Source organism: Antrihabitans auranticaus, assembly GCF_016481275.1.
GTDB lineage: Bacteria > Actinomycetota > Actinomycetes > Mycobacteriales > Mycobacteriaceae > Antrihabitans.
Genome location: NZ_JAEMNW010000002.1, coordinates 1,106,791 through 1,132,895 on the forward strand (window position 1 = coordinate 1,106,791; position 26,105 = coordinate 1,132,895).

At 63.0% G+C, this 26,105-nt stretch carries 26 protein-coding genes, 1 tRNA gene and 1 pseudogene; 9 read left to right on the top strand and 19 right to left on the bottom strand.

All coding sequences use genetic code 11. The annotated features are described in order from the left end of the window. Window positions 1-35 precede the first annotated feature (35 nt). The 7 genes from JGU72_RS13245 to JGU72_RS13275 all read right to left on the bottom strand — a co-directional run bounded on the left by JGU72_RS13245 (window position 36) and on the right by JGU72_RS13275 (window position 6,131). A complete protein-coding gene (locus JGU72_RS13245; RefSeq protein ID WP_199684341.1) occupies window positions 36-794 on the bottom strand; it encodes an ESX secretion-associated protein EspG in 759 nt (252 codons plus the stop codon). Continuing rightward, entirely contained in the window at window positions 791-2,104 is a 1,314-nt protein-coding gene (locus JGU72_RS13250; protein WP_199684342.1) for a PPE domain-containing protein, read from the bottom strand. The genes JGU72_RS13245 and JGU72_RS13250 overlap by 4 nt, the downstream gene beginning before the upstream one ends. After that, the gene (locus JGU72_RS13255) at window positions 2,101-2,484 is read right to left on the bottom strand and encodes a hypothetical protein (protein WP_199684343.1); all 384 of its coding nucleotides are present in this window, start codon (window positions 2,482-2,484) and stop codon (window positions 2,101-2,103) included. Before JGU72_RS13255 ends, JGU72_RS13250 begins: the two co-directional genes overlap by 4 nt. A 19-nt stretch (window positions 2,485-2,503) precedes the next feature. Continuing rightward, the gene (locus JGU72_RS13260) at window positions 2,504-3,052 is read right to left on the bottom strand and encodes a DUF3558 domain-containing protein (RefSeq protein ID WP_307828424.1); all 549 of its coding nucleotides are present in this window, start codon (window positions 3,050-3,052) and stop codon (window positions 2,504-2,506) included. Between the two features lie 90 nt (window positions 3,053-3,142). Continuing rightward, window positions 3,143-5,263, bottom strand: coding sequence for an MMPL family transporter (locus tag JGU72_RS13265; protein WP_199684345.1), 2,121 nt, complete (start codon window positions 5,261-5,263; stop codon window positions 3,143-3,145). Between the two features lie 11 nt (window positions 5,264-5,274). Continuing rightward, entirely contained in the window at window positions 5,275-5,760 is a 486-nt protein-coding gene (locus JGU72_RS13270; RefSeq protein ID WP_199684346.1) for a hypothetical protein, read from the bottom strand. Between the two features lie 14 nt (window positions 5,761-5,774). Then, window positions 5,775-6,131 (bottom strand): hypothetical protein, encoded by a 357-nt coding sequence (locus JGU72_RS13275; RefSeq protein ID WP_199684347.1) that lies wholly within the window; start codon window positions 6,129-6,131, stop codon window positions 5,775-5,777. Window positions 6,132-6,298: 167 nt separating this feature from the next. Between JGU72_RS13275 and JGU72_RS13280 the strand changes: the two genes are divergently transcribed. Genes JGU72_RS13280 through JGU72_RS13290 form a run of 3 tightly spaced genes read left to right on the top strand, consistent with a single transcriptional unit; the run spans window position 6,299 to window position 8,642 of the window. Beyond that, on the top strand, window positions 6,299-7,312 hold the full coding sequence (locus tag JGU72_RS13280; RefSeq protein ID WP_199684348.1) for a YncE family protein: 1,014 nt from the start codon (window positions 6,299-6,301) through the stop codon (window positions 7,310-7,312). Beyond that, window positions 7,313-7,561: a DUF5703 family protein gene (locus tag JGU72_RS13285; RefSeq protein WP_199684349.1), complete on the top strand. Its 249-nt coding sequence runs from the start codon at window positions 7,313-7,315 to the stop codon at window positions 7,559-7,561. Between the two features lie 7 nt (window positions 7,562-7,568). Next, window positions 7,569-8,642 (top strand): quinone-dependent dihydroorotate dehydrogenase, encoded by a 1,074-nt coding sequence (locus tag JGU72_RS13290; RefSeq protein ID WP_199684350.1) that lies wholly within the window; start codon window positions 7,569-7,571, stop codon window positions 8,640-8,642. A 3-nt stretch (window positions 8,643-8,645) separates the two neighbouring features. On the opposite strand, the gene JGU72_RS13295 is transcribed toward JGU72_RS13290, so the two are convergent. Beyond that, complete coding sequence (locus JGU72_RS13295; protein ID WP_199684351.1) at window positions 8,646-9,176, bottom strand: YbhB/YbcL family Raf kinase inhibitor-like protein; 531 nt, start codon at window positions 9,174-9,176, stop codon at window positions 8,646-8,648. A 20-nt stretch (window positions 9,177-9,196) separates the two neighbouring features. Then, on the bottom strand, window positions 9,197-10,558 hold the full coding sequence (locus tag JGU72_RS13300) for a M20/M25/M40 family metallo-hydrolase (RefSeq protein WP_199684352.1): 1,362 nt from the start codon (window positions 10,556-10,558) through the stop codon (window positions 9,197-9,199). 141 nt (window positions 10,559-10,699) lie between these two features. Here JGU72_RS13300 and JGU72_RS13305 point away from each other — a divergent pair. Continuing rightward, a tRNA-Leu gene (locus tag JGU72_RS13305) sits at window positions 10,700-10,785 on the top strand. On the opposite strand, the gene JGU72_RS13310 is transcribed toward JGU72_RS13305, so the two are convergent. The 8 genes and pseudogenes from JGU72_RS13310 to JGU72_RS13340 all read right to left on the bottom strand — a co-directional run bounded on the left by JGU72_RS13310 (window position 10,767) and on the right by JGU72_RS13340 (window position 17,848). Beyond that, a complete protein-coding gene (locus JGU72_RS13310) occupies window positions 10,767-12,002 on the bottom strand; it encodes a recombinase family protein (RefSeq protein ID WP_233532402.1) in 1,236 nt (411 codons plus the stop codon). The two genes, JGU72_RS13305 and JGU72_RS13310, sit on opposite strands and share 19 nt — an antisense overlap. After that, window positions 12,003-12,401: pseudogene (locus tag JGU72_RS30710) on the bottom strand (recombinase family protein); the annotation flags it as partial. A gap of 1,172 nt (window positions 12,402-13,573) precedes the next feature. Further along, entirely contained in the window at window positions 13,574-14,038 is a 465-nt protein-coding gene (locus JGU72_RS13315) for a PaaI family thioesterase (RefSeq protein WP_199684354.1), read from the bottom strand. Between the two features lie 46 nt (window positions 14,039-14,084). Beyond that, entirely contained in the window at window positions 14,085-14,795 is a 711-nt protein-coding gene (locus JGU72_RS13320) for a flavin reductase family protein (RefSeq protein WP_199684355.1), read from the bottom strand. After that, the gene (locus JGU72_RS13325) at window positions 14,789-15,655 is read right to left on the bottom strand and encodes an alpha/beta fold hydrolase (RefSeq protein ID WP_199684356.1); all 867 of its coding nucleotides are present in this window, start codon (window positions 15,653-15,655) and stop codon (window positions 14,789-14,791) included. Before JGU72_RS13325 ends, JGU72_RS13320 begins: the two co-directional genes overlap by 7 nt. Beyond that, window positions 15,652-16,560 (bottom strand): alpha/beta hydrolase, encoded by a 909-nt coding sequence (locus tag JGU72_RS13330; protein WP_199684357.1) that lies wholly within the window; start codon window positions 16,558-16,560, stop codon window positions 15,652-15,654. Before JGU72_RS13330 ends, JGU72_RS13325 begins: the two co-directional genes overlap by 4 nt. Continuing rightward, window positions 16,553-17,035 carry a DUF6841 family protein gene (locus JGU72_RS13335; protein WP_199684358.1) on the bottom strand — a complete coding sequence of 161 codons (483 nt, stop codon included), beginning with the start codon at window positions 17,033-17,035 and terminating at the stop codon, window positions 16,553-16,555. Before JGU72_RS13335 ends, JGU72_RS13330 begins: the two co-directional genes overlap by 8 nt. A 24-nt stretch (window positions 17,036-17,059) precedes the next feature. Continuing rightward, entirely contained in the window at window positions 17,060-17,848 is a 789-nt protein-coding gene (locus JGU72_RS13340; RefSeq protein WP_199684359.1) for an enoyl-CoA hydratase/isomerase family protein, read from the bottom strand. A 119-nt stretch (window positions 17,849-17,967) separates the two neighbouring features. On the opposite strand from JGU72_RS13340, the gene JGU72_RS31040 reads away from it, so the two are divergent. Further along, window positions 17,968-18,639 (top strand): TetR/AcrR family transcriptional regulator, encoded by a 672-nt coding sequence (locus JGU72_RS31040; protein WP_199684360.1) that lies wholly within the window; start codon window positions 17,968-17,970, stop codon window positions 18,637-18,639. Between the two features lie 406 nt (window positions 18,640-19,045). Next, window positions 19,046-19,333: a hypothetical protein gene (locus JGU72_RS13350; protein WP_233531922.1), complete on the top strand. Its 288-nt coding sequence runs from the start codon at window positions 19,046-19,048 to the stop codon at window positions 19,331-19,333. A gap of 517 nt (window positions 19,334-19,850) precedes the next feature. On the opposite strand, the gene JGU72_RS13355 is transcribed toward JGU72_RS13350, so the two are convergent. After that, window positions 19,851-20,783: a carbon-nitrogen hydrolase family protein gene (locus JGU72_RS13355; protein ID WP_199684362.1), complete on the bottom strand. Its 933-nt coding sequence runs from the start codon at window positions 20,781-20,783 to the stop codon at window positions 19,851-19,853. A 3-nt stretch (window positions 20,784-20,786) separates the two neighbouring features. Beyond that, window positions 20,787-22,292, bottom strand: coding sequence for an APC family permease (locus JGU72_RS13360; RefSeq protein ID WP_199684363.1), 1,506 nt, complete (start codon window positions 22,290-22,292; stop codon window positions 20,787-20,789). A gap of 123 nt (window positions 22,293-22,415) precedes the next feature. Here JGU72_RS13360 and JGU72_RS13365 point away from each other — a divergent pair, with 123 nt between their 5' ends. From JGU72_RS13365 to JGU72_RS13375, 3 genes are all read left to right on the top strand, one after another. After that, entirely contained in the window at window positions 22,416-23,012 is a 597-nt protein-coding gene (locus JGU72_RS13365) for a TetR/AcrR family transcriptional regulator (RefSeq protein ID WP_199684364.1), read from the top strand. A gap of 139 nt (window positions 23,013-23,151) precedes the next feature. Next, on the top strand, window positions 23,152-24,645 hold the full coding sequence (locus JGU72_RS13370) for a CoA-acylating methylmalonate-semialdehyde dehydrogenase (protein ID WP_199684365.1): 1,494 nt from the start codon (window positions 23,152-23,154) through the stop codon (window positions 24,643-24,645). An 18-nt stretch (window positions 24,646-24,663) separates the two neighbouring features. Further along, complete coding sequence (locus tag JGU72_RS13375; RefSeq protein ID WP_199684366.1) at window positions 24,664-26,049, top strand: aspartate aminotransferase family protein; 1,386 nt, start codon at window positions 24,664-24,666, stop codon at window positions 26,047-26,049. Window positions 26,050-26,105 lie beyond the last annotated feature (56 nt).

Sequence of the window (26,105 nt, forward strand, 5' to 3'; positions counted from 1 at the left end):
GCGCCCACCAGCAGAGCCCACTCGCCGCGCACTCGTCAGTCGACGTCGGCTGAGCGATCCCGAACTACAGCCGCCATCGCCCGTTCGATCTCCGCACTTAGATCTGCAGCGGTCGCTGGCTTTGCACTGATAACGGACCCGCGCTTCAGCAGATATCGCCCGTCCCCGGCGAAATCAATCCAATACGTGATGCGGCCTTTCTCGGTCCGCCAGTCGACGGCGGGCCCGGCGTACACCCGGACTTCGCCGGCACAGTCCCGCTGCCGGCCGAAGAATTGGCGGGCTTGGTCGGCGACAGAAATCTCGTTTGCAGGCACCAGATAGTTTCCGGAATTTTCCGCCAGGTCATTTCGATGAACGCGGACACCATTCAGCTTGCCGGCAGCTGTTGCAGGAAGCTCATTAACGATGTCACTCGCGACGATGTTCGCCGACCGCCTGCGTACGATCACATCCCCGCCTTCGCCCGGTTCGTCTTCGAATTGTGTTGCCAGGACGGCAGTTCCGCGACGGCTACCAGCGTGCATCCTGATTCGTGTCGTGAGGTTTGGCTCGTTGAATCCATATACCTCGATCCGCACGTCCGGGTCGAGAAGAACGTCGAATGCGTCGACCATTCGTTCATCGACGCGTGCCTCGAGACTCGCAGTGGCTTTCGCCCGCAACATTGCGCGTTGTTCGGGCGAATCGCCCGGGGGTTGGAATGTCAGCGGATATGGCAGCCGGTCCCGACCGCCGCGCTCACACATCACGGAGAATTCGAGCGGACTGAATCGCCATTCGCGAAGATTCACGCGCCGATCACCGGCGGAGCAACTTTACGAATCGGACCGATCAACTCGTTGCCGTTATCGACGTTTACGAGGTAAGAGGGAGTTTTGTGTTCGCTGTCGTCGTCGGCTTTATTGCGCCCCGCACCGGGTGCCACGCCACCTGGCATGCCATGCATACCTGATCGACCTGCTGCAACGCCGGGGGCAGACTTGGGGACTGGGACTGCCGGCGCCGCAGGCGTTCCGCGGCCGACGACTGGTCCGCCGTTCGTGCCGGATCGACCGCTTCCCGCCCGGTCTCCCGCGCCGCCGCCCGGCAGAATCCCGCCGTACTGACCGGAGGTCTTTTGATTGTTGTCTCCGTTTGCATTTCGGCCGAGCGGGTCTTCCAGCCAACTCTTCGGTGTCACGGCATCGTCGACAAACCCGCTGTTCGTCCGCGGGTTTACAGTTGCTTGGACTGTTGCGTCCGCTGGCAACAGGCCCGCCACTCCGGATTCGCCCGACTGGCCGTCCGAGCCGACGCCGGTCTGGTCGGTGGTCACCGAAGTGGCGCCACCGCCGTGTTCGGCGATCTGAGATCCGATGCTGCCGCCAGTCTGTCCGCCTTGGCCGGCCAGGTCGCCGCCGCCGCTCACGACCAGGTCATTGCTCGATCCGGCGACTGGATTGAAGGGTGGCGGAAGCAGGATTGTGGTGTTGTCGACGGTCTCGACGCCCGGGCGATACACCGTCGCCATGGCTGTGCGGGCTCGGTCCATGATCTCGGCGGCTTCGTGCTGAACTTCCTTCGCATCCCCGCCCCACTCAGGCCACCCAGCGCTGGGGTCGACATCGGTCACGGGCGGCGGTGGAACATTCAGTCGCGCGAATGCCAACTTGGCCTCGAAGACGTCGATGCCGTTCGCAGTCGTGGTCATGGCGGTCGGGAGGTCGGCGAATCCGGTCAGAAAGTCGGCAATTCCACTGGCGACCGCCTCCGCGGCCCGCCCGGTCCACTTGTCTTCCATCGCAGAGGTTGTCGCGGCTTGGAAGTCGGCTGCGGCGGTCGAAGCTGTAGTTGCGAGGTCGCGCCAAACGTTCGCGACTGCGTTCAGCCCGTTCGACGAGATCCCCGAGACACGGGCATACATATCGACATAGGGCATCGAGACGAAGTCTTCGGGAGTGACAATTGCGGGCGGGTCCGTTGTCCCTGCATATTGGCTTCGCAGCCGCTTATTCTCGCGAGCCAGATGCGAAAATTCGCGGCCCATGATTCCGGCGACGTCATCAGTAGACAATGATGCCCGCGTCCCGGGAACGGCATTCAACTCGTCGAAAGTGCTCATCTATCGAACACTCCCGTCACGCTGGAGAGCGCATCACCGATGGCTTCATCCACCTCAATTGTCGTCTTCACAGAATGCGACACGGTCTCGCTGATCAATCTGACGATGTCGATGTTCTGCTCGAGACGTTCGATCAATCCGCCTGGTCCGACTGCCTTGTCGACGAACTTGGCAGCCAATTCATTTGCAGAATCAAGGCCCCCGATGCCAACTATGTTGCCGAGGAAGGCAGCTTTCTCGCGCGCGATCTGAAGTTCCGAGACAAACGACTCGCAAGCGTCTTGAATTTCGGCCGCTATGGCGGGATCGAGGTTGAGCTCGCCCGAAGCCGCCTCCCGCGACAGCCGCCGCCAGTATTCGAGGGTCCCCTCGTCGGTCATTTCCGCCTTCCCGCGCTCGTCAATTTGGCAACTCGGGGTTCAAGTCATTGGCGTGGCGACGCAAAACTTTGCATGGATCATCCACCTTGTTCGCCGTGTACATAGAGCCCAGACGGAGCATGATGAGCTTCTCTTTGACTTCGAAGGCAATCAGACACGCGTCCCTTTTTACGTCTGGTGTACCGAAAAATTCGACTGCATTCCGTCCGGGTATTTCGACATCATGGAAGTCGGTAAGACTCGGGTTGGCTCGAACCTCTTCTATCGTGTGCTCGGCGACGGCGACAGTGAGGAAGTACCACGGTCCTTCCCAGGCGCAGAACTTCCAGCCAACGAAAGGCACACCGCCAAAGTCCTCAGTCTTCGTGTCCGGGTCGAGCCCCGTGTCGATCAGGGCCTGGTCGGAGATGTCGGTGCACGGGTTGAACGTCCCCGCGGGGACGTCGGTGGTCTGGGCCGACGAACTAGCGACCGACGTGACGGACGCCGGCGAACCGGTCACGCCCGAACCGCACGCGGCCACCGCGACCAGCAGCGCGGCACATGCCGCTACACCCAGAATTCGCACTCAGCTCCCCCAACAGACCGACGCTCATGTACTAGGACGCCACCGATACCCAATCGGTTCCCACCTGCCCCCGCGAAAGAATATCGGAGGTCAGCTTCGCTGTGCGGGTTGCCTGCGGTGCGAGCGGATCGGCGACCACCAACACCATTCGCCGAGGAGCTTCATGACGGACGGGACGAGCAGCATCCTGATCAGGGTCGCGTCTAGGACCAGCGCGGCAATCATGCCTACGGCAAGGCATTTCATGAGGACGAGATCCGACAGCGCGAATGCTCCCGTCACGACGATGAGAATCGACGCTGCCGCAGTAATGACACCGCCCGTGCGCGCGATGCCGAACCTGATCGATTCGGGGGTGTCAGCACCCTTGTCGTGCGCCTCCACCATTCGCGACATGAGAAAGACCTCGTAGTCGGTCGAAAGCCCGAAGATCACCGTGACGATGACGACCAGCACCGCGAACATTATTGGGCCAGGGGTGAATCCGAGCAGATCGGCCCCGTGGCCGTCGACGAATATCCACGTCAACATGCCAAGCGTCGCGCCGAGGCTCAGCGCACTGACCACGATCGCCTTCACTGCCAGCACCAGCGAACCGAATGCCGCGTACATCAACAGAATCGACGCAACTACGAGAATGGTGACGAGCAGGGGCAAGCGTTTGATCAGCCCCTGGATACTGTCGTATTCGAGCGCAGGAATTCCGGCTACGTACATGGTCACGCCGTCGGGTATGTCGATCTGCCGCAGCTGCGTGACCACCGAATCGGCGTTCGTCTTGTCGACCAATCCTGCACGCAGAACGTTGATTCCGTTGGTAGCCTCTTCGTCCTGCTCGAATGCACCGGTCAGTCCCGGCACTCCATTCGCCTGATAGGCGATATCGCTGAGTTGCTGGTTGTCGGCGCCCACGATGACCAACCGCAACGGTTCGGTTCGAATCTTGGGGAACAGATCGTCGAACTCTTCCTGCGCAACACGGGCCGGATCCGTTGGCGACAAATATCTTTCGCTGAGTCCCGCGAACTTCATGTCGCTGAACGGCACGATGAGGGCCAGCAGGATCAGAATGATCGGCACCGCCACCAGCACTGGCCGACGCATTGCCCACACGGCAAGTCGAGACCAGAATCCGGCGTCGATCTGCTCGGGAGTTTTGCTGCGCGAGAACCGCTTCCAACCCCACTTATCGATGTTCTTCCCCACTATCGCCAGCAATGCGGGCAAGACGGAAATGGACAACCCCGCCGCGAGGATGACCGACACGATCGCACCATAGGGCACAGACTTGAGCACGCCGTGCGGATAGATCAGCAGACCGCCCAGGCAAACGATGATGATCGACGCGGAGAAAACAACCGTCCGGCCGGCACTCGCGACAGAAATCGTCACTGCTTCCTCGACGGACCGGCCCCGTGCCATCTCTTCTCGGAAACGCGTGACGATGAACAGTCCGTAGTCGATCGCCAACCCGAGACTGACCAGCGTCACAACGGCACTCGCGAAGGCGTTGACGTCGACGAAGAACGTTTCTAGCCGCATCAGGCCTTGCGACGCGACGATCGTCATCCCGCCGATCAGCACAGGCAGGAAGGCAGCAATCACCCCGCCGAACACGAAGTACAACAGGATCGCGACCAACGGCATCGCGATCACTTCGGCCCGGCGAATGTCTCGCTGCATTCCGTCGTTCAAGGCATCGACGACAGGCTGGACGCCCGCGAGCTGCAAGTCGAGTCCTTCGATCGCCAGCTTGCCTTCGATGCCGTTGTAGTCCTCCAGCGTCTGCGACCCCTCGCTGCGCAATCCGATGCTCGCGAACGCCTGGTTGGGACCATTACCCATGAACGACGTCAGCGTCGAATCCCAGTAGCTGTCGATCTTGAGAATGCGGTCCTTCTCCTCGACGAGCAAGTTCGCGAACAGTGCGCGAGCGCGGTCGCGGATAACGGGGTCGTCGACGGTCGTTCCGGCGGGTGCTGTGTACAGCGCAATGACGTCTCCGTCGGTCTCCCTACCGAACGTCGAGTCGGCTAGCTTCGACCCGGCGACCGACTCGCTCGTTTCGTCGAACCAGCCCTCTTGACTCAGCTTCTTGGCCAGATCGAGCCCGTACAGCCCGGATATCGCAACCAGGACCAGCGACACGACGATGATCCGGTATCGCGCCCGGTAGACGAAGCTCCCCCATCCCGCGAAGATTCTTGTCACGACGTCCGGGACTATCCGCAGACTTCGGTGTGATAGTTCGCCTGTCCCAGGAGGAGGGCGCAGACGTCCTCACGCGTGATTTTCCAGCGTCCGTCGATCGCTTTGAAATGCACGACAGCCGTCTTGATGTCGGTGCCGTCGCCAGTCTTGTCGAGCCTGAATGTTGCACTGATCGTGCCGTCACGGTTGTCGAGAACCGGATCGACGACCTCGAACTTCGCTCCCGGGTTCTCCTGCACCGCGTTCTGGAAATCGCCGAGGTAGGGCCGGAAGGCTTCACCGTCTTCGATCACGGCGAGGCGTTCGTCGTCGGGAACATCGCCGAGTGCAAGCCCGATCAGCATCGTGTCGAGTTGCCCGGCCGACGGCACGGGCGGATAGGTCACGGCAGTCGTCGAACGGATGTAGGTGGGGTTGTCACTGATATTGGAGGAGCAGCCAACGACCGCAAACAGCAACATTGCGGCGATCGCAACCTTTTTCGTCAAATCCGGCACAACACCATAGTGACCTAGATCGCGTCGATAACCGAACTGATGCGGCTCAGGAACGCCCTGACCGTTGCGGACTCGCTGACGACCGACCGCTCGACAGGCTCGGCGGAGGTAACGAGATCGCGGACCATCCCGACGATGCTGCGCTCGTCGCCCAGATCGATATCGGTCACAGACCCGTCTGCGAGAGCAACGATGTCTTCCTGATCAGGGACGGTGTGGTCCAAATCTTGGCGGTACACCTCTACTCGCAACGTCCGCCGCACAACGCGGAAAGCGTACGGCCGACCGTCCGCATCTCGGCCGAATCCATGGGCAAAAGGACCGACAGTGATGTCCTCGACCGTGAACGCGTGCGTGTCATTGGTATCCAAGCGGACTCCTCGACCGTTTTACCCAACCTGAGTCATCGATCGTCGACCACGTTAACCCCAAAACGGGGCGATTGTTACTGGTTCCCACGAACACCCATGCACGCAGTCCAACCCCCGACATGGTCAGATATCGGTACACACAATCCGCGAATCACTAGGAGGTACGGGTGCCTTTCCCCGTTTCGCGTGGATTCGCCGCCACTGCGGGCGCTGCGTTGTTGCTGCTCACAGGGTGTTCCTCCGACTCGGACAGCAACGATCTGGCGACCATCGAGCCGGCTGTCGCGGCGCAGTCGCCGGCACCTCGAGTCGCGCCCGCGGGAGACGTTGCACCCCTGCCAAGCCCTGTAACCGGGGTCACTTTCGACGCGGAAAGCGGCCTACTAGCCACGCTGTTGACGGACAACATCGTGCTCCTGATCAATCCGCGCGACGCCCAGGCGACCCCGAAAACGGTCGCGCTGGCGGCACGCGCCAACGAGATCGGCCCCGGCAAGCCCGGCGAAGTTCTCGTCGCGGGCGACCGCACGGTTTCACGTATCGATCTGAAGACTGCAGCGCGCACCGATCTTGCGGTGGACGGCGATGCCCTCAGCGCCGCGCAACTCGCCGACGGCCGGGTTGCCGCCGGACGTGCCGATGGCCGCACCGAAGTCTTCGACGGGAACGGTTCGACCGAGACGATCGATGGCCTCGCGTCGGTCGACGGTCTGGCGACCGTCCACGATTCGCTCGCCGCCGTCGATCGCCGGCAGACGTCTCTGACCCTCTACGACGTCGATGCCGGCGATATCGATCTCGCGTTGCGAGCCGGCGAGGGCGCTACCAACCTGGTTGCCGACCATTTCGGTCGTATTCTGGTCACCGACACGACTGGCGGCGAGCTGCTGGTCTACACATCGGATCCGCTACTGCTCCGCCAGCGCTACCCAGTAGGCTCATCGCCCTACGCTATTGCGTACGACGACAAGGCCGAGCTGGTGTGGGTGACGTTGACGTCGACCAACGAAGTCGTTGGATACGACCTCTCATCGGGTATCCCAGTCGAAGTGAAGCGATTTCCGACGGTGAGACAGCCCAACTCGCTAGCCGTCGACAGCGCAGGTGGTCGGTTGTTCGTCGGCTCGGCCACGGGTGACGGAGTTCAGACGATCGGATTGCAGGGATTCGGAGGTCGGTAGGTGCAGAAGCGCAGCAGCAGGCTGTCTCCGAACTGGGATCTGACGCCGGAGGAGAGAGATGACTACGAGTACGTGCCGCTGCGCTTGCCACCGGACGTCAGCCGAGTGAGCGCTTCGATGCGAATTGCGATTCAAGCCGAGTTCGGCGGTTGGGAGTTGTCCCGGGTGCGTTTGTACAACGACGGCAGTCGCAGGGTGCTGCTGAAACGCCGCAAGACCGAACGTCCGATCCCCGAACCGGGGATCTGAGCCGCGCATGTACGGACTCCTTCTGCGGTTGATGTTCCTCGTTCCACCCGAACGCATCCACCACCTCGTCTTTGCGCTCATGCGACTCAGCGCTCGTATCCCACCACTGCGCGCCCTCCTGACAAAGCTGCTCGTTGTCGACGATCCGGTGCTCCACACCCACGCATTCGGCGTGGACTTCCCTGCCCCACTCGGACTGGCCGCCGGATTCGACAAAGACGCCGCGGGCGTCGACGCCTGGGGCCCGCTCGGCTTCGGATATGCCGAGGTCGGGACCGTCACCGCACGCGCGCAGCCGGGTAACCCCTCACCGCGGCTGTTTCGGCTACCCGACGACCGCGCCCTGATCAACCGCATGGGGTTCAACAACCATGGCGCAGGCAACGCGGCCAACAATTTGCGTCGCCGTCGTGCCGGCATTCCGGTCGGAGCCAATATCGGCAAGACGAAGGTTGTCGCAGCAGAAGACGCTCCCCGCGACTACACCGAGAGCGCACGTCTGCTCGGCCCGCTCGCTGACTTCGTCGTCGTCAACGTCAGCTCGCCGAACACGCCCGGCCTGCGCGATCTACAGGCGGTCGAATCACTGCGACCGCTGCTGCAGGCCGTTCAGAACGCCGTTGCGGTGCCGGTGCTGGTGAAGATCGCACCGGACCTGTCCAACGAGGACGTCGATGCGGTCGCCGACCTCGCCGTCGAACTCGGGCTGGCCGGAATCGTTGCAACCAACACCACGATCAGTCGAGCCGGCCTGCGAACCGGCAAGGATCTGATCGACGAAATGGGTGCGGGCGGCCTGTCGGGAGCGCCCGTCGCCGACCGGTCCCTAGAGGTCCTGCGACGTCTGCACGCTCGCGTCGGCGGTCAGCTGACGCTGATCTCCGTCGGCGGAATCGAGACGGTGGACCAGGCGTGGGAGCGCGTCCTCGCGGGTGCGGCGCTGCTGCAGGGGTACACGGGGTTCATCTACGGCGGACCGTTCTGGACCAGAAAGATCCACCGCGGGCTGGCTCGCAAACTCCGCGACGGCGGCTACAACAACATTGCCGAAGCCGTCGGCGCGGAGTCCGTGAACCGCTGACCGCTACTTCTGTTCGTGCGTTCCAACGATGTAGGCGCGCGCAATTGCATGCATGAAGAGGTTGAAGCCGACGACGGCACCCTTCGCGTCGGCCTCGAGGTCGAGAGTGTCGACGTCGAGTGCGTGTACGGCGACGAAGTAGCGGTGAGGGCCGTGTCCGGCAGGCGGGTAGGCGCCGACGTACTGGGTGTGCGAGTGGTCGCCTTCCACCGTGAGCGCCGTACTGGGCAGGCCCGTGCCGCCGGCATCGCCCGCGCCCGACACGAGCGTCGTTGTCGAAGCGGGAATGTTGACGACGATCCAGTGCCAGAATCCCGAGGCGGTCGGCGCGTCGGGATCGTAGACCGTGACGGCGAAACTCTTTGTCTCCTCCGGGAATCCGGACCACGACAGCTGCGGCGAGATGTCGTGACCACCCGCACCCATGATGCCGCTGACCTGCTCGAGCTTGAGCGGCTCGCCGTCGGTGATGTCCTCTGACGTGAGGTCGAAGGTCGGGAGCTTCGGGAGTGCGTCGTACGGGTTGTACGCCATGAGCGTCCTTTCAGAGTGGATCAGCTGTGCAGAAGAAAGTGTTCGAGAACTTTGGTGCCGAACTCCAACGCAGAAACGGGTACCCGCTCGTCGACGCCATGGAACAAGGATGCAAAGTCGAGTTCTGGCGGCAACTGCAGCGGCGCGAACCCGAAACAGCGAATACCCAAGCGGGCGAATGCTTTTGCGTCGGTACCGCCAGACAACATATACGGGACGGGTCGCCCGTCCGGGTCGTACGCGAGGATCGCTTCGTTCATCGCGTCGACGAGATGACCGTCGAACGTCGTCTCGTAAGGTTCGAGTTTGGTGATCCATTCGCGCTCGACGTTCGGACCGATCAATTCGTCGACTTCGCGCTCGAAAGCCTCCTGTCGACCAGGGACGACCCGGCAGTCGACGACGGCCTCGGCAGTCTGTGGGATGACGTTCGCTTTGTAGCCCGCTTTGAGCATCGTCGGGTTCGCAGTGTCGCGCAGGGTCGCGCCGAGGATGCGCGAGATGCTGCCCAATTTCGCCAAGGTGCCGTCCAGGTCGGGCGATTTCGGGTCGAAGTCCAGTCCGGTCTCCTCCCCCACGGCCGTCAAGAACTCGGCGACGGAGTCCGAGATCACAAGCGGAAAGGTATGACGGCCAAGGCGCGCGACTGCCTCAGCGACATTCGTAACGGCGTTGTCCTCGTGGAGGAACGATCCGTGGCCCGCTTTCGCTTTGGCGGTCAGGCGCATCCACGCCAAGCTCTTTTCGGCCGTCTCGACCAAATACAGGCGCCGTTCCCCGCCCTCTCGGGTTGGCACCGTCAACGAGAACCCGCCGACCTCCCCGACTGCTTCGGTGACACCCTCGAACAGGTCGGGCCGGTTGTCGACGAGCCAGTGCGATCCGTACTTGCCGCCCGCCTCTTCGTCGGCGAGAAACGCGAACACGAGTTCCCGAGGCGGAACGGTCCCGTCCACCTTGAACTGCCGGGCGAGCGCGAGCGCCATCCCGACCATGTCTTTCATGTCGATGGCACCGCGTCCCCATACATAACCGTCCTCGATCGCGCCCGAGAACGGATGGACGCTCCAGTCCGCCGGCTCGGCCGGCACGACATCGAGGTGCCCGTGCACGAGCAGAGCGCCACGATCGGTCGAACTACCAGGGAGGCGTGCAAACACGTTTCCCCTACCGGGAGCACCGGATTCGATGTACTCGGTTTCGTATCCAACCTCCTCGAGCAGGCCTGCAACCCACTCGGCGCATTCGCGTTCGCCCTTGGTCGTTTCGAGTTCGCCCGTGTTCGACGTATCGAATCGAATCAGGCGACTGACGAGATCTACGACCTCGTTCACCGCGCGTCCGCTGGATCCCTGCGCTTGCTCGTCCGAGTTGGTCGCCACCGGTCTTTCCTACCACCACCCAGCGACAGATGTGCTGATCACGGGGCGGATTTTGGCTGCGCGACCAAATCGGATAACCTTGCTCAGCGCGCACGAAGTGAGCGCAAGAAGTTGCGAAGCGCACGGTGCAGAGCAACGGAAGTCCGAGTGGCGGAATGGCAGACGCGCTAGCTTGAGGTGCTAGTGCCCTATTAACGGGCGTGGGGGTTCAAGTCCCCCCTCGGACACGCACGCTAGTTACACGCGGTTCGGCTTTGACACGCACTGCGTGATCGAAGTGGAAATATCGCATCTGGAGGCGTAACGCCTTGTAGAGCGCGGCCTGGTCCTCCGGATCTCCATCTCGAAGCACTTCGGCGATATCCCCAAGCGAGTCGATCAACCTGTCGACGTCCGATGCTGTCAGTCTTGGACCCTTGGCAATGCCTTTCAACTCCGCAAGGGCAGCGGCACGGTCCGCTTGTGCAGCATTCATTGCCTCCGCGAGCGCCACGGGGTCAACTCCAGCTTCGATCGCCTTGCTATGCCGACGCAGTCGAGACTCGGCATCCGAAAGCCGTTGACGCACAAGTTCTCCCCTGAGTTCATCGGCCGACGCGTGTTGAGCTCCGAGCAGCGCTGCAACAGTGCTCTCACGATTTTGATCGTCGAAACAGACGGCAATCCACGCATTGAGCGGGCCAATCACATGGTCCTCACGGAGATTCATCGTTTTGGGATGGTTCGCGAGCGCAGGTGACCCGGGAGCGATCGTTCGAGCGAGGCAGCGGTAATAGACACCCGCCCGGATGGGTGCGGCGAACATCTTCCGACCACAAAGGTCGCACCGAATAAGGCTACGAAGCAGATACGGCCGATTCGGCGTGGCGCGTTCTACCGTCCGCTCGAGCCTCGCTTGTCCCTCAAGGCCGCCATTGGCCCGCGCGCGGCGGATCAGCTGGGTCTCGGTGAATTCCTGAACCGAGACGATTGCTGGATGAGCTGGATTCCGGGATCGCACAACCCGTTCCCGCGGGGACTTGCGAAAGCGCACAACATGTCCGGAGGCGACATCGTCGGGGTCAAGGAGCATCTCCTGCTTGAACCAGCGACCGAAGAACGCGTATCCCGTGTAGCGAGGATTCTCGAGGATTGATCGGATTGTTGATGGCTGCGATCCATCGGCGAGACGATGCCGGTTTTGGTCGGGCCGCCGTGCGGACGGACACAAAATTCCGTCGCGATTCAAGCGGGCAGCAATTGCGCGATCGCCGGCGCCATCGAGATAGTCGGCAAAGATGCGCCGAACGACGTCGGCGGACGCATCATCGATCGCCAAGACCCTTAGCCTGTAGCCCTCAGCAGCCTTGCGGGGATTTGGATGAGTTCCGCTGTCTATGACGATGTAGCCGTATGGCGCTCTACCACCCTGATGTCGCCCTTCGTTGACGACCTGCGCGTCCATTGCCGCACCGACCCTCGCTTGAACGTGCTGGCGCTCTGACTCGCTCATACCACCCAGCACGCTCATCAACATCTTGTGCGACGGATTGCGGGCCTCGAACCTTCCCCCGAGTTCCGGAACCCACAAGTCCACGCCATCTGCAGCGAACTTTGGGGCGATCAGCGAGAACTGGTTTCCGAACCAGCATCTCGTGCCTTCTCCGACGACGAGCGCATCCCAGCCGCGGTCTGGATTCTTCAGGTCCGCGAGGACCCGCCTGCCTTCGTCTCGACGCTCCCACGGCACTGGGCGAGATTGCCCCACATCGAAGAACTCCGTGACGACCTTCCCGCCGAGCGGCTCCACAAACTTGCGCGCGTTTCCGAGCTGCCAGCCGAGGGACGTCTCCGGGTCCTGGTTATCTTCGGTCGAGCATCATCCGTAGAACGCAATCGGGCCGATACCCTCGTCCGGAACGTCGACCGCTTCGACGCCCAGCAGCTCGTCAAGTGTCGCCCAATCATTTCCCTCGTCCACACCCGTCATCCTCGCACTATGCCGCAGCCGTGCGCTGTTGTTCGGCCCGCCGCAGAATTCGCAGAAGCAGTTGAGCTGCAGTTGGATTCAACGACGGCGGCTCTCCGGACAGCGCACGACGACCTCGCGAGACACGCTCGAAGTCAAGGTCTCGACACTGCTCGCTCGATCTTGTTGCACTGCCCTGCCCCCTAAGCATTTCGATGTATGGACAAGTCCATCTCGTCATGCCCAGGAACGGAAGTCGACGCCTGTGAACCCCACAGGGCGTTAACTGATTCGAACCGATGGCCGCGCCGTCCACTGTTGGACGATCACACGTGGTCAGACGGCGCGCCGCCGACACCAGGCGCGTCGGCGATCTAACCGTCGTTCCCCGCATACGTTTTCACTGCCGAACCTTGTTCTGGTCCGGAGGACCACCGGGGCAACGGCCTGGTCGTCGAAGTTCACGCACTTTGTTGCGAATGGCTACGACGGCTCCATTTCGGCCGTTGACCCAACTGAGTCATTGACTTCTACCTCTGGCGGCAGCAGCAGCCTTTCTACTGCGTGGACACCGCAGGCGAATGGTTGGGCAAAGCGTTCTTCGCCAACTGCCAACTCACCAACTCGGGGACAAGTCCGTCTCGCCGGTTCGCGCGTCAATATCGAACGCCCCCAATTCGACGAGGCCGCGAACTGAATGCTGGGGCGGTGATCAGACTCAAACAAACTGTCGCACAGCAGGATCGAGGAATGTCACTTCGCTGACAGACGCCACCGTCGGGGGCGCGCTGTTTCACCCGATCACCGGTCTCCACGTGGCCGGGGCGACGTGCGGCGACGCCACAGCTGTCCCGAGGGAAATGCGCCCAGAGAGTCGCTGCGTTCCGCACGCCCCACCTCCGAAAGGTCGTCGTGTGTATACGAATCCGACGACGGAGATCTAGATTTGCAGCAGCAGGGCGGCGGAACACAACGGTATCGGCGAGAGCCGCGCCGATGACGACTCGGATATCCTCTACCCCGGAGAAAGTCTCAACTTCCGGGTTCGTGCACTAGCGGTCAGGGCGTCATGCGGCCGTGTTCGGGAGTCTGGCGGCGGGAACGTTGGCCAACCGCACCTGGCCGCGGGCGACCAGCTTGCCGGTCTCGACGCTTGTGATGGATACCTGCCACAGTTGCTGACTACGTCCTTGTTGGATCGGTTCGGCCGAAATCAAAACGGTGCCGCCGGTGATCGGACGCAGGAAGTCGGTGCTGTTGGCCACCCCGACCGCGACTTGACCCCGATCGGCAACCGCGGCCACCGCGCCTACTGTCGCCGCGGTTTCGACCACCGTGGTGTAGACGCCGCCGTGCACCACACTCCAAGGGGTGTGGTGTGCCGGGCCGAGCTGCAGTTCCCCGCGCACTCGAGTCGGCGTGATCTCAGTGAGGATCAGGCCGACCGCCGTCAGGAACGCGCCAGGCACGGTCGGGTCGGGCGTAGCCGTCCCGTCAGCGTCCGCCGACGGCTGTGTTGTCTGCTGGGTCATGGACTTGCTCCAATTCTTTTGCTCGAACGCACGTGGGACGTCGTGCTCATTCCAGGACCGATCCCGAGGGCGACCAGGCCGGGCTGTCGACCGCGGAGTACTCGGCTCCCTGGCCGTCGAGACGCACCATCCGCTGGTTCGACCACTCGAGCACCATCGCTGCGTCCAGCGGCGGCACGAAGGCGTTGTTGACCAGGGTGTACTCGGCAGCGAGGCGGCCGACCGGGGCAATGGCGCCGAAATCGACACGGCCGTTGATGTACAGGTCGTCGCGGATGTAGAAGGCAACGACGTCGCCGATCACGAGGTTGCTCAGGCCGTCCGGCGACGGGACGATTGTGAACACCTTGCATTCCAGCGCTAACGGAGCACCTTTGATGCGAGGAGGTTTCACGAACGCGGACGGCTCCTTCTCCACGCCCACGGCATCGAACTCGTCGACGTCGGGCTCGAACTCGATGGCACTGCGGTGCAACGCGGAGACCTGCGGCAGGGTCGCCAAGTTGGTGACGAACTCGCCGGTGTCGCGGATGTTGACCAGGCTGTCCTTGAGCGTTGCGCCGTCAGACCGCGGCTGAATCGACAGCGACACCCGCGGCGGCTTGCGCCCCACACACGTGAAGAACGAGATCGGAGCGAGGTTCCCGATCCCTGCGGCCGATAGCGTGCTCACCCACGCGATAGGTCGGGGGATGATGCTGCCGATCAACAGCTTGTACGCGGACGTCGCATCGAGATCCTGAGAGTCGATCAACATAGGGTGGAACCTTCCTGCGGCCGCTCGATACCGCCGTCGCGAGATAGAAACTCTGTGAGAAGCGCAGCCACCCGGGTGGGCGCCTCGCGGGGAGCCAGGTGCGCTACGCGCTCCAGCACCGCCAATTTCGCGCCGGCTATGCCATTGGCCAATTCTTCGGAGTGGGGACGCGCCGGCAACGCCTTGTCATCCGCGCCGGCGATCACGAGGGTCGGTGCGGTGATCTGGTCGAGGTCATCGACGACTGTGCCGCGCTCGACCAGCACCGACCGCATGGCTCTCGAGAGTCCAGCGGCATCGAGGTCGTTGACCTTGGTCGCCATGTCAGCCACGAACCCAGGATGAATGCGGCGTGTGTGGGCGCTGAGCATGCCAGCCACGACCAATCGACCCGGCCCGCCCGGAACTCCGACTCGGACAAGGGCTGAGTTGAGCCGGTCTCGCTGACGTTCGGCGAAAGACATCCCGCGCGCGCTGGTGTTGGACAGAACCAGAGCGGTCACGCGCTGTGGCGCGGCGAGAGCGACCCGCAGCGCGACGAACCCGCCCCACGACAACCCGAGAATGGCCGCCCGCTCCACTTCCAAGGCATCAAGAATGTCGAGGGCCGCCTCGGCGCACTCCTCCATCGTGAACCGCCTCGGCGACGGACGGCTGCTGCCGGTACCAGGAGGATCGACCAACACCGTCCGCCAGCCCCGACTGTGCAAACCCGCCAGCTGAGCACCCCAGCTGGTCTCGCCGTCGCTGAACAAGCTGGGCCACAGCAGCGCTACCAGACCGCCGGACGGGCCCGCGTCCTGTACGTGTAGCGAGCCGAGGTTTGTCAGCACGAAAACACTGCGAGCGGCTGCGGTCACAGGTAACGCTCCCACCACGCCAGCGCAGCTTTGCTGCCCTGCTCGTAGCCGTCGAAGTAGATGCCGTAATGCGTTATGCCGGCGATCACTTCGTGATCGACCACCCCGCCGGGAATGGTCCGCAAAATCTCCGCCGCTCGGCCCCCATTGTCGGCGACGGGAAACATCTCCTCCTCGCCCGCGTCGCGAATCAGCGTGGGCACCCGAAGCCGCTCGACCTGCGCCATCGGATTGAAGTGCGCTAACGCCGCAAGGTGGGGAGTTCCCGCCAGGTTCGGCCACGGGTCGACGCCCTGCGGAATCGGCGCAGCGTCGCCACGCGCCGCGTCGATCGCACGCTGCCGGGCGTAGTCGGCGACGGGTCCACTCAGTGGAGCGATAGCCGGGACTTGTAAAGCCAGGGCCTTGACCCGGTCGTCGTGAGCCGCCTGATAAACGGCGACACCGCCGCCGAAGCTGGTGGCCCACAGGCCAATCCGTGCCGGGTCGACGTTGGGCTCCCCCTCGATGTAGTCCACCGCCGCGCGCACATTTGTCGCCCAGGCGAACGGGTCGACGAGATCGCGGATGAATCGAACGCGCGTGAGCGCCTCTTTTGCGTCGTCCATCCCAGGCGCGTCACCGACCAGCTGCAGCGGCGAGGCCGACGCGAACCAGCTTCCCTGCGTGAATGTCAGAGTGATCATGCCAGCGGCGGCGAACAACGCCGCGTACCGCTCGGCGGTGAGCTTGCTGCCGCCCCAGCCGTGACACAGCACGACCGCGGGCAGGGCCGCATCAGGGGCGATCGTCGACGGGCGGTACACGTCCGCGTCGAGCGCGATCCCAGTGTTACTCCAGACCGTGACCTGCTTGCGCTCGACGCCGTCGGGCATGACCAGCGGTGGGTAGACCGGTTCAGCCATGGCTGACGACCTCCCCGGACAGGCCGCGGGGCCAGACTTCGTCGAGGCTGTCCTTATCGGTGGCCGTCGCATGAATGCCGACAACGCGCCAACCTTGGTCGGACCTGGCCACCTCGAAATGCGTGCCCCAGCGCTGGATCTCGACGTCGTCGGCACGACGCCGGGACCAAATGACCTCGATCGCGGCGCCCACCGTGCTGTAGACGAAGACGCGACGATCCGGCACGACGGTGTGGCTGTATCCGGACTCGCGCAGGGGCGCGTAGTTCAACTCCAGGAAGCCGAGCACGCTGGCGTCATCGAGACACCAGAACGACTGCTCCAATCCAGTGACGTGCATCGGCGTGCCCCAGTACTGGTGAATGAACTCGGGACCCTCCGCTCCGCCTGCGGCTGCGACCCAGCGCGGCAGGTAGTCTTCGAAAAACCACCCCGTCACCTCAGCGCGGGTGGTTGCGATTCGATCATCAGTCATTGCAACAAATCCTTTCTGATGGCCTCAGTGGCCGGTGAACTCGAGATCGGGACGAGCGATACCTGCTGCGTCAGCGTCGACCGCTGACGCGACGCCGTTCTTCGCGTCAGCGGTGCGGATCAGCTTCGCGGCCAGCTCGGGAATGAGGGCGTCGGCGGCTTTCACCCCACCGTTGGCCCAGGCGTTGAGCAGCGTTTTGTGTGTCGCGTGGGCGCGCGTAGCGCCGCAAGCGAGCCTGGCGGCCCATTGCGCAGTGACCGCGGCGAGCTCGGCATCAGGAACAACCTCGGCAACGACTCCTGCGGCGAATGCGTCGGCGGCCGACACCCTCTCCGACGTCAGCGCCCACCGGGCCGCGCGGCTTCGACCCGCGCGCTCCGCGACACGCTGGACACCGCCCAGGAGCGTGAACATGCCCAGCGCCGCTTCCGTATGACAGAACTTGGCTGACTCGGCCGCGACGATGACGTCTGCCCGCAGTGCGATCTCGAAGCCGCCGCCAAAGCAGTTGCCGTGCACTGCAGCGATGACCGGGAACGGCAGCTGCTCAAACGCATTCGTGATCTGCAAGCCCACGCCGAACAACGCGACCGTCTGCTCGGGATCGGTCATGTCCCAGCCCGCGATCTCGCCGCCGAACGAAAAGTTGTCGCCCTCGGCGCGGATCACGAGCACCCGCACGCTGTCATCGTCTTTGAGCTGCTCGACAGAGCCGGCGAAGCCCATCATCAGCTCGGTGTTGAGCCGGTTCTGCGGCGGGTTGTTCAGAGTGAACGTCGCAACGCCTGCCTCTGTTGATACTTCGAAAGCCATGGGGAACTCCTCCTCCGTACCGGCGGCGTTCGCGTCGGTCCTTTACATTAAAGGAACCCATTGGTTCCTTTGTCAAGGCCCACTTTCGTCGATCCGAAGCGCTGTGGGAGGTTTGGTCCGTGACATCGGAGAAACGAGCCGACTCGGAGCGGCCGCAGCCGCGTGCAGTGAGCCCCGGTCGACCACCGAAATCGGCGGTCGCCGCGCTACAGCGGCAGATCCTTCGTGTCGCCGGAGCCGAGTTCCTGAGTCGGGGGTACGCCGAGGCCAACATGTCCCGAATTGCTAGTGACGCAGGAGTTTCGAAGAAGACGATCTACGCGCGGTATCCCAGCAAGGACGAACTGCTGGTCGCCGTGACGAGTGATCTCGCGACGCGTTCGTATCAGCGAGTCATCGCAGCAATGTCCGCCTCCGACGGCGACCCAGAGCACGTACTGACCAGCTTCGGCACCCAGGTGGCAGAGGCCTGGGCATCTCCCGAGGAGGTCGGCGTGTATCGGTTGATCGTGTCCGAGGCGCCGCGCTTCCCGCAACTTGCGTCGATCTACCGCGACACGATGGACCTCTTCCGCGTGACGCTGGCCGAGTACCTAAAAGAGCAGTGTGCCGCCGGGACCCTGGAAATCGCCGATACGGACGTGGCATCACGCCAGTTCGGGATGCTCGTTTACGGCGAGATCCGCGAGAAGGGGCTGCTCGGCGAACCGGTGACCAACGACGAGTTGGCCTCGGCCGTCAAGCGAGCTGTCAAGTTGTTCCTGACCGGCTACGCAACGATGCGGCGGTAAGCCGACGACCGCCCACCACTCCACAAGCTCGTAACGGAATCGGCCTGCTTTGCGGGTCAAGCCGTCTGGGCGACGCCTGCCGGACCATCCCTGGCGTCCGGCGAATCCGCGGGACCGATCAGCGGTGAGCATTTGCCGGACAACGGATCAATTCCGCAATTGGTGGTAGCAGCTCTGCAACGCAGCTTCGAAAAGGCAATTAACGTCTGGGGTCTGCGGTATCGGGCGAAGGTATGTGGTGAACCGCGATGAAACCCTTAGTCCGCGACGTGCCGATCGCCCGAAGGTTTGGTTACCCCACACATCACTCTTGGCGTTCCGCGACGAGGCGAGCGGCTTCGAATACTCGACCGACGGTGGCGTAATTGCTGCCGATCCGTTTGGGGATGGTGCGGTTGGACATGTCGTGTTCGAAGCTGCACCGCACGATCTCGACGACGTCGTCGAAACCGAGCCGCGTGGTGAGTTCGCTGTCGATAAGGGTCCGGGCAATTTCATGCCAGCTCGGTCCAGCGCCGCACCACCGATGACGGCGCCCAAACCACCGACGGTTGCCGCACCGATGATGCATGCGGGAATTGCACCCACGAGCGCGATCGCAGCTCCCGCGAGACCAGGAATGACGCATCCGATGGCTGCGCCTCCGACACCGCCGGATGACCCCGCGCAACCGCAGACTACAACGGCCCTGTGAGCACATCCGGCTTCTCAATTTCACTGGTTTCGACCACAACGGCTGCAGCCTTCGCCCGCCCCCGCCCGTCAGCGACGCCGGCGACCACGACAACGCGGTGGCCCTGCTCATCGTCGTATTGCCCATTCAGTCGGACAGGGCGAAGACTGGCGTCGTTTGCCCGGCCGAGACCCATTCACCCGCGCCAAGCACCCCCGGAGCGACCTCATATACCTCTAACCCGTCGGGCCGTTGATCCAAGTCAGCCGCGCTGAGGTAGTAGCCCGTTCTCGCCGTCCTTCACAACCCGCGTGACACCACTCGGGAGGAGTACCGTGAGATCCTCTAAGTCGAATCTATGGCCATCGAGCCACGCCTTGACCTGCACACCAGGATTGCAATCAGCGCGCTAACCGAGTTAGGTTTGAGCGGTGCGGACATCGGCGCGTTCGTTGGTGTCGAGAAGTGCTCAACGAACGGACCCGCTCTGGGTTGAGGGCGGTGAGTATCTGCGAGAGCATTCCACCCGCCGGGCCGCCTACGACGTGTGCTGGACTCGATGCCGAGATGGTCGATCAACCGACGACGTCGTCGCGCAATCAGGAAGCTTTTCGTGCCAGGGTGGTGTTTTGATCGTCGCGTCGTACATGGGTAGGCGAATGTCGCGACCATGGCGAGCCAGCTGATCCCATGGTCGGTTGAGGCCCATGGTGCCGAAGGCGCGTGCCTTGGTTACGGCGTCCAGATCGAGGATGTCGATCAGCACTTCCTCGCCAACTCCCGCGTGCTGGCGGATTGTTCCTTCCGGATCGACGATTACGCTGGCGCCGACGCCGGCGGGGTTGGCGGCGTTGACGTTGACGACGTACACCTGGTTGGTCCAGGCGTTGGCGCGCGCGCAGACGATCTCCATGTCACGGTCGCGAGTTGGCGTCAGGGTGGGCTGAACAATCACCTCGGCTCCGAGCCAGGCCAGTTGCCGAGCTGTTTCAGGGAAAGAACCGTCGTAGCAGATTGCGAGACCGACCCGGCCGATCTCGGAGATGTCGAAGACAACGAATTCATTGCCAGGGGTCGTTCGTTCGTAGGGTTGCCACGGGAAGATCTTGCGGTAGGTCGCAATGATCTCGCCCTGCGGTGAAATTGCGAGCGCAGTGTTGTAGACCTGCTGATCAAGACCTCGCTCGTAGACGCTCCCCGGCACGAGCCACAGACCGGTTTCCCTTGCCAGCGAACAGATTCGATCGGTGGCGGGACTCGGTATCGAGATCGCGGTCTGCTCCATCCAGCCGTCGCGACCCTGCAGGAGCGACCCCTCCGCCGCCAGCATCAGCTCGGGAACGACGACAAGTTGGACATGCGGGAAGGTGTCGCGGACAGCGCGGACCTGGTCTGCGTACAGCGCCCAGGTGGCGTCGGGATCGAAAGCGATCGGTGCGGTTTGGATTGCGGCGATAGCGAGTGTGCGCATAACTCAGGCCTCGATGCTGGTCGGTGCGACGACGGCGGTGCGACCGTCGCGGAAGAATGGGCGGAAGCGGGCTCTGACGATCAGCATCACGACGGCGCCGACGACGATCGAGCCGATGCCGAGCAGGAATACGCCACCGACGCCGTGGAACGAGGTGACGCCGTATGCGGGGTCGAGCATGTCGTGCGCGCTGCGAGCGAACGCGGCCAGCATCAGGACTCCCCCGGTCGCCGGCAGCACACCTTTCAACAGCAGATCTCGAATCGAGCCGCGAAGTTGATTGCGGAAGAACCAGACACAGGCGAAGCCGGTGACACCGTAGTACAGAGCGATGAGCAGGCCGATAGACAGAATCGCGTCGCCCAGGAAGTTGCGAGACACCAACGTGAGCAGCGCGAGGAGAGCGGTGGCAAAGATGCCGTAGAAGAGCGTGCCGAAGGCGGGTGTGCCGTAGACGGGATGAATCTTTGTGAACGCCTTGGGAAGTGCGCCGTGACTACTCATCGAAAGAGTGGTGCGTGGACTAGCGATCATGCAGGTGAGGAGCGCGGAAACGGCCGAGACGCAGATCGCGATCTTGACCACCGTCGCCAGTGCCGACCCCAGCACCGGAGTGCCGAGCGCCGCCAACACATCCGCGGCGTTGTCGGCGTTACCGAGGCCCAGGCCTTCCGTCCCGGTGCCTGCAAAGCTGATCGCGGCGAAAGCGGTGAACAGGTACGAGCCGAGCAGCACGAGGGTGGAGATCACGGCCGCTTTGCCGGGAATCCGGTCGCCGTCCTGCGTCTCTTCGTTGACTGTGATCAGCGCATCCCAACCCCAGTAGATGAACAGGCAGAGCAGCACAGCTTCGGCGAACGGGCCCAAGCCGCCCATCGTAAAAGGGTTGAGCCACGACAGGCTTGGAGCGGACGCGCCGTGACGAGCAAACGCCGCGATACCGAATCCGAGCAAGGCAACGAACTGAATTCCGACGAGCACATACTGCACCGATGCTGCGAGTTGGAGACCGCGATACGCGACCGTCGTGACAGTGGCGAGGATCAACACAGCTGTAATGAGGACGGCAATATCGTTGGTAGCCAATGAATCCAGACCGAAGAGGTCGAGTAGATAGGTAGCACCCACCCGGGAAAGCGCGGTCATTGCGATGAGCGTCGCGATCTGCGGAACCCAGCCACCGGATAGCCATCCAGGCAGCGGCCCGAACGCCCTCGTGGTCCAGACGAACGTCGTCCCGCAGTCCGGCATCTCGCGGTTGAGTTCTCGAAATGCGAACGCTGTCAGCAGAATCGGCACGAATCCCAGCAGCAGCGCTGCCGGAGCGAGGTTGCCGACCACCATCACGACGAATCCGAGACTGACCGCGAGGCTGTAAGCCGGCGCAACACTGGACAAGCCGAGCGTGACGGCCGCGAGCAACCCGACGGTGTTGCCGCGCAATCCTTTTTCGGTATGAGTGGGCGGAGCGTCGAGGCCGGCCGCAGCTTCGATTGGGTTGGTTGCCACGGTAAGCTCCTAGATTCGGGAAAGTTGTTAAATATGAATTTAAGAGAACGTGAGCCAGTAGGTCAATAGCTGCGGGTACATCTGTTAAATTTGTATTTATCCAGCGACTGAGCGGAGATCAGGATGGCACGGAAGGCGAGTCGAGACGTTCGTCGAGCTGAGCTCAGTGACGCGGTCGAGCGCGCAGTGTTCGCACGAGGACTCGAAGGCGTCCGGCTGCGCGACGTAGCCGAACAGGCCGGGATAACACCGGCGGCCGTTCTGTATTACGGCGATCTCGACGCCTTGATCTACGAGACCTACCAGAAGGCCATCGAGCGCTACAGCCAGCTGCGCGAGGACACAGCGGAAAAGTTTCCCGACCCACGCGAGAAGCTCCGCGTCTGCATCGACCAGGGTGTCGCCACCGGACCGGACGACACGCTCACGCGGATGCTGTTCGAGTGCTGGCCACGTTGCTTGCGCGATGCACGAGCAGCGGCGCTCGACAGCGCACTCACGGAACGTCAGATCGCCGTCTACCACGGGATACTCGTCCTCGGACAGTCCCAAGGTCACTTCGAGCTCACCGAAAAGCCGCGAATGCTCGCCGCGAATTTCGTAGCGATGGAAGACGGCTATCAGATGGAAGTACTCGCCGGGCGTCGCACCCGGAACGAAGTGATCGACGCGCTGCACTCCTACGCTCGATCGGCGACCGGATACGACCCCGCGACCTGACCTTCGGAGCGCCTGACGAAGTGTATTGAAGTCGGCGGGGTCTCTTACAGTCTGCTCGCTCGAATCGGGCTGCGCGCGGGTGAAAGTGGAGTCATCGATCTGGCGGTTGCGTCGAATCACTTCACGAAAGGGCTCCTTCATGACCGAGACAGTGCAGCACTGGTGCGACGGCAAAGCATTCGCCGGCGCCACGACAGCGACAGCGCCCGTGACCAATCCGGCGACCGGTGCGGTCAGCACGCTGGTGGCGCTCGCGAGCGTCGAGGACGCGAAGTACGTCATCGATGCAGCCGCGGGAGCGTTTTCGGAGTGGCGCGATACCTCGGTCGCAAAGCGCACCCAAATCCTGTTCGCGTTCCGTGAACTGCTCAACGCCCGCAAGTCCGAGCTGGCGGAAATCATCACCCGCGAACACGGAAAGGTGCTGTCCGACGCGCTCGGTGAGGTGACCCGAGGTCAAGAGGTCGTCGAGTTCGCTTGCGGCATACCGCATCTGCTGAAAGGCGGCTTCACCGAAAACGCCTCGACCAACGTCGACATCTACTCGATCCGTCAACCCCTCGGTCCGGTCGCCATCATCAGCCCGTTCAACTTCCCCGCAATGGTGCCGATGTGGTTCTTTCCCATCGCTATTGCCGCGGGCAACACTGTGGTCCTCAAGCCCAGCGAGAAGGACCCGTCAGCGGCGATGTGGATGGCACAACTGTGGGCAGACGCGGGACTGCCCGCTGGCGTCTTCAACGTCTTGCAGGGAGACAAGGTCGCCGTCGACGAGCTGCTGAGGAATCCGATGATCAAATCGGTCAGCTTCGTGGGCTCCACTCCGATCGCGCGGTATGTGTACGCGACCGGAACCGCAGCAGGTAAACGCGTCCAGGCGCTCGGCGGGGCGAAGAACCACGCGATCGTGCTCCCCGACGCCGACCTCGACCTCACCGCCGACGCAATGGTCAACGCGGGCTTCGGCTCCGCAGGCGAACGGTGCATGGCGATCTCGGTATGTGTCGCTGTCGGCCCGATCGCCGACGATCTCGTGGCAAAGATCGCCGCGCGAACCCGAACGATCAAAACCGGTGACGGCACCGGGGGTGCCGATATGGGCCCCCTGGTGACGAAGGCACATCGCGACAAGGTCGCGTCCTACGTCGACGCCGGCGAAGCCGACGGCGCCACGATCGTGATCGACGGCCGGACGGTCGAGGCCGACGGCGGCGCAGACGGCTTCTGGTTGGGTCCTACCCTGATCGACCACGTCGATCCCGACATGTCGGTGTACACCGATGAAATCTTCGGACCGGTGCTCGCGGTCGTCCGCGTCGAGTCCTACGACGAGGCAATGGATCTGGTCAATGCGAACGCCTACGGCAACGGGACCGCCATCTTCACCAACGACGGCGGTGCGGCCAGGAGGTTCCAGAACGAAATCGAGGTCGGCATGGTCGGCATCAACGTGCCCATCCCAGTTCCCATGGCCTACTACAGCTTCGGGGGCTGGAAGAACTCATTGTTCGGTGACACGCACGCCCACGGCACCGAGGGCGTGCACTTCTTCACGCGAGGAAAGACCGTGACGAGCCGGTGGCTCGATCCCAGCCATGGCGGTATCGAACTCGGCTTTCCGCAGAACGCCTGACCGGTAAGGACTTTCGACATGACACTCACCACCGACACCCGGTCCCTGCCGAACGGGGCGACACTGGCGGATCTACGCAGTGCGGCTGCGCGTACGTACGAACTCGACCGCGCCCATGTGTTCCATTCCTGGTCGGCGCAGGCGCAGATCAACCCGATGACGATCACGGCAGCGGACGGTGCCTACGTGTGGGACGGCGACGGCAACCGACTGCTCGACTTTTCGTCCCAACTGGTCAACGTCAACATCGGACACCAGCATCCGAAAGTCGTCGCCGCGATCCAAGCGCAGGCGGCGACGCTGTGCACGATTGCCCCGCAACACGCCAATGCCGCTCGCTCGGAGGCGGCGCGTCTGATCGCCGAGCGCACGCCCGGGGACCTGAACAAGATCTTCTTCACCAACGGCGGTGCGGACGCGAACGAACACGCTGTACGGATGGCACGGCTGCACACCGGCCGCTACAAGGTGCTGGCTCGCTACCGCTCCTATCACGGTGGTACCGACACCGCGATCAATCTCACCGGTGACCCGCGCCGATGGCCGAACGACTACGGCAACAGCGGCGTCGTCCACTTCTTCGGCCCCTTTCTCTATCGCTCACATTTCGACGCGACCACCGAAGCCGAAGAATGCGAACGGGCGCTCGCGCACCTCGCGTCCGTCATTGCGCTGGAAGGTCCGTCGACGATCGCCGCCATCATGCTCGAGTCCATTCCGGGGACCGCCGGAATCATGATCCCGCCGCCCGGTTATATGGCCGGCGTGCGGGAGCTGTGTGACCGCTACGGCATCGTCTTGATCGCCGACGAAGTGATGGCCGGTTTCGGACGTTGTGGAAAATGGTTCGCCATCGACCATTTCGAGGTCGTCCCGGACTTGTTGACGTTTGCGAAAGGCGTCAACTCCGGATACGTCCCGCTCGGAGGAGTGGCGATCAGCCCGGCCATCGCCGCCACGTTCGCTGACCGCCCCTATCCCGGTGGGCTCACCTACTCCGGCCACCCGTTGGCGACTGCAGCTGCAGCGGCAACGATCACCGTGATGACCGAGGAAGGCATCGTCGACAACGCGGCACGCGTCGGGGCGGAGGTCATCGGACCCGGGCTGAACGATCTCGCTGCTCGGCACCCGAGCATCGGCGAAATCCGTGGAACCGGAGTGTTCTGGGCGGTCGAATTGGTCAAGGACCGGATCTCGCGTGAGCCGCTGGCGCCCTACGGCGGATCGAGCCCCGCAATCAATGCGGTTGTCGCGGAATGCAAGTCACGAGGAATGTTGCCGTTTACGAACTTCAACCGCATCCACGTTGTGCCGCCGTGCACCGTCACCGACGCCCAGGCCCGAGATGGTCTCGCGATCCTCGACGCGGCACTGGACGTCGCCGACAACAGCCTTGGCTGAGCACCGACCGCGTCGACTCGACGCCCCGATGCCGCGTTCTTCCAGCGGAATCCGCC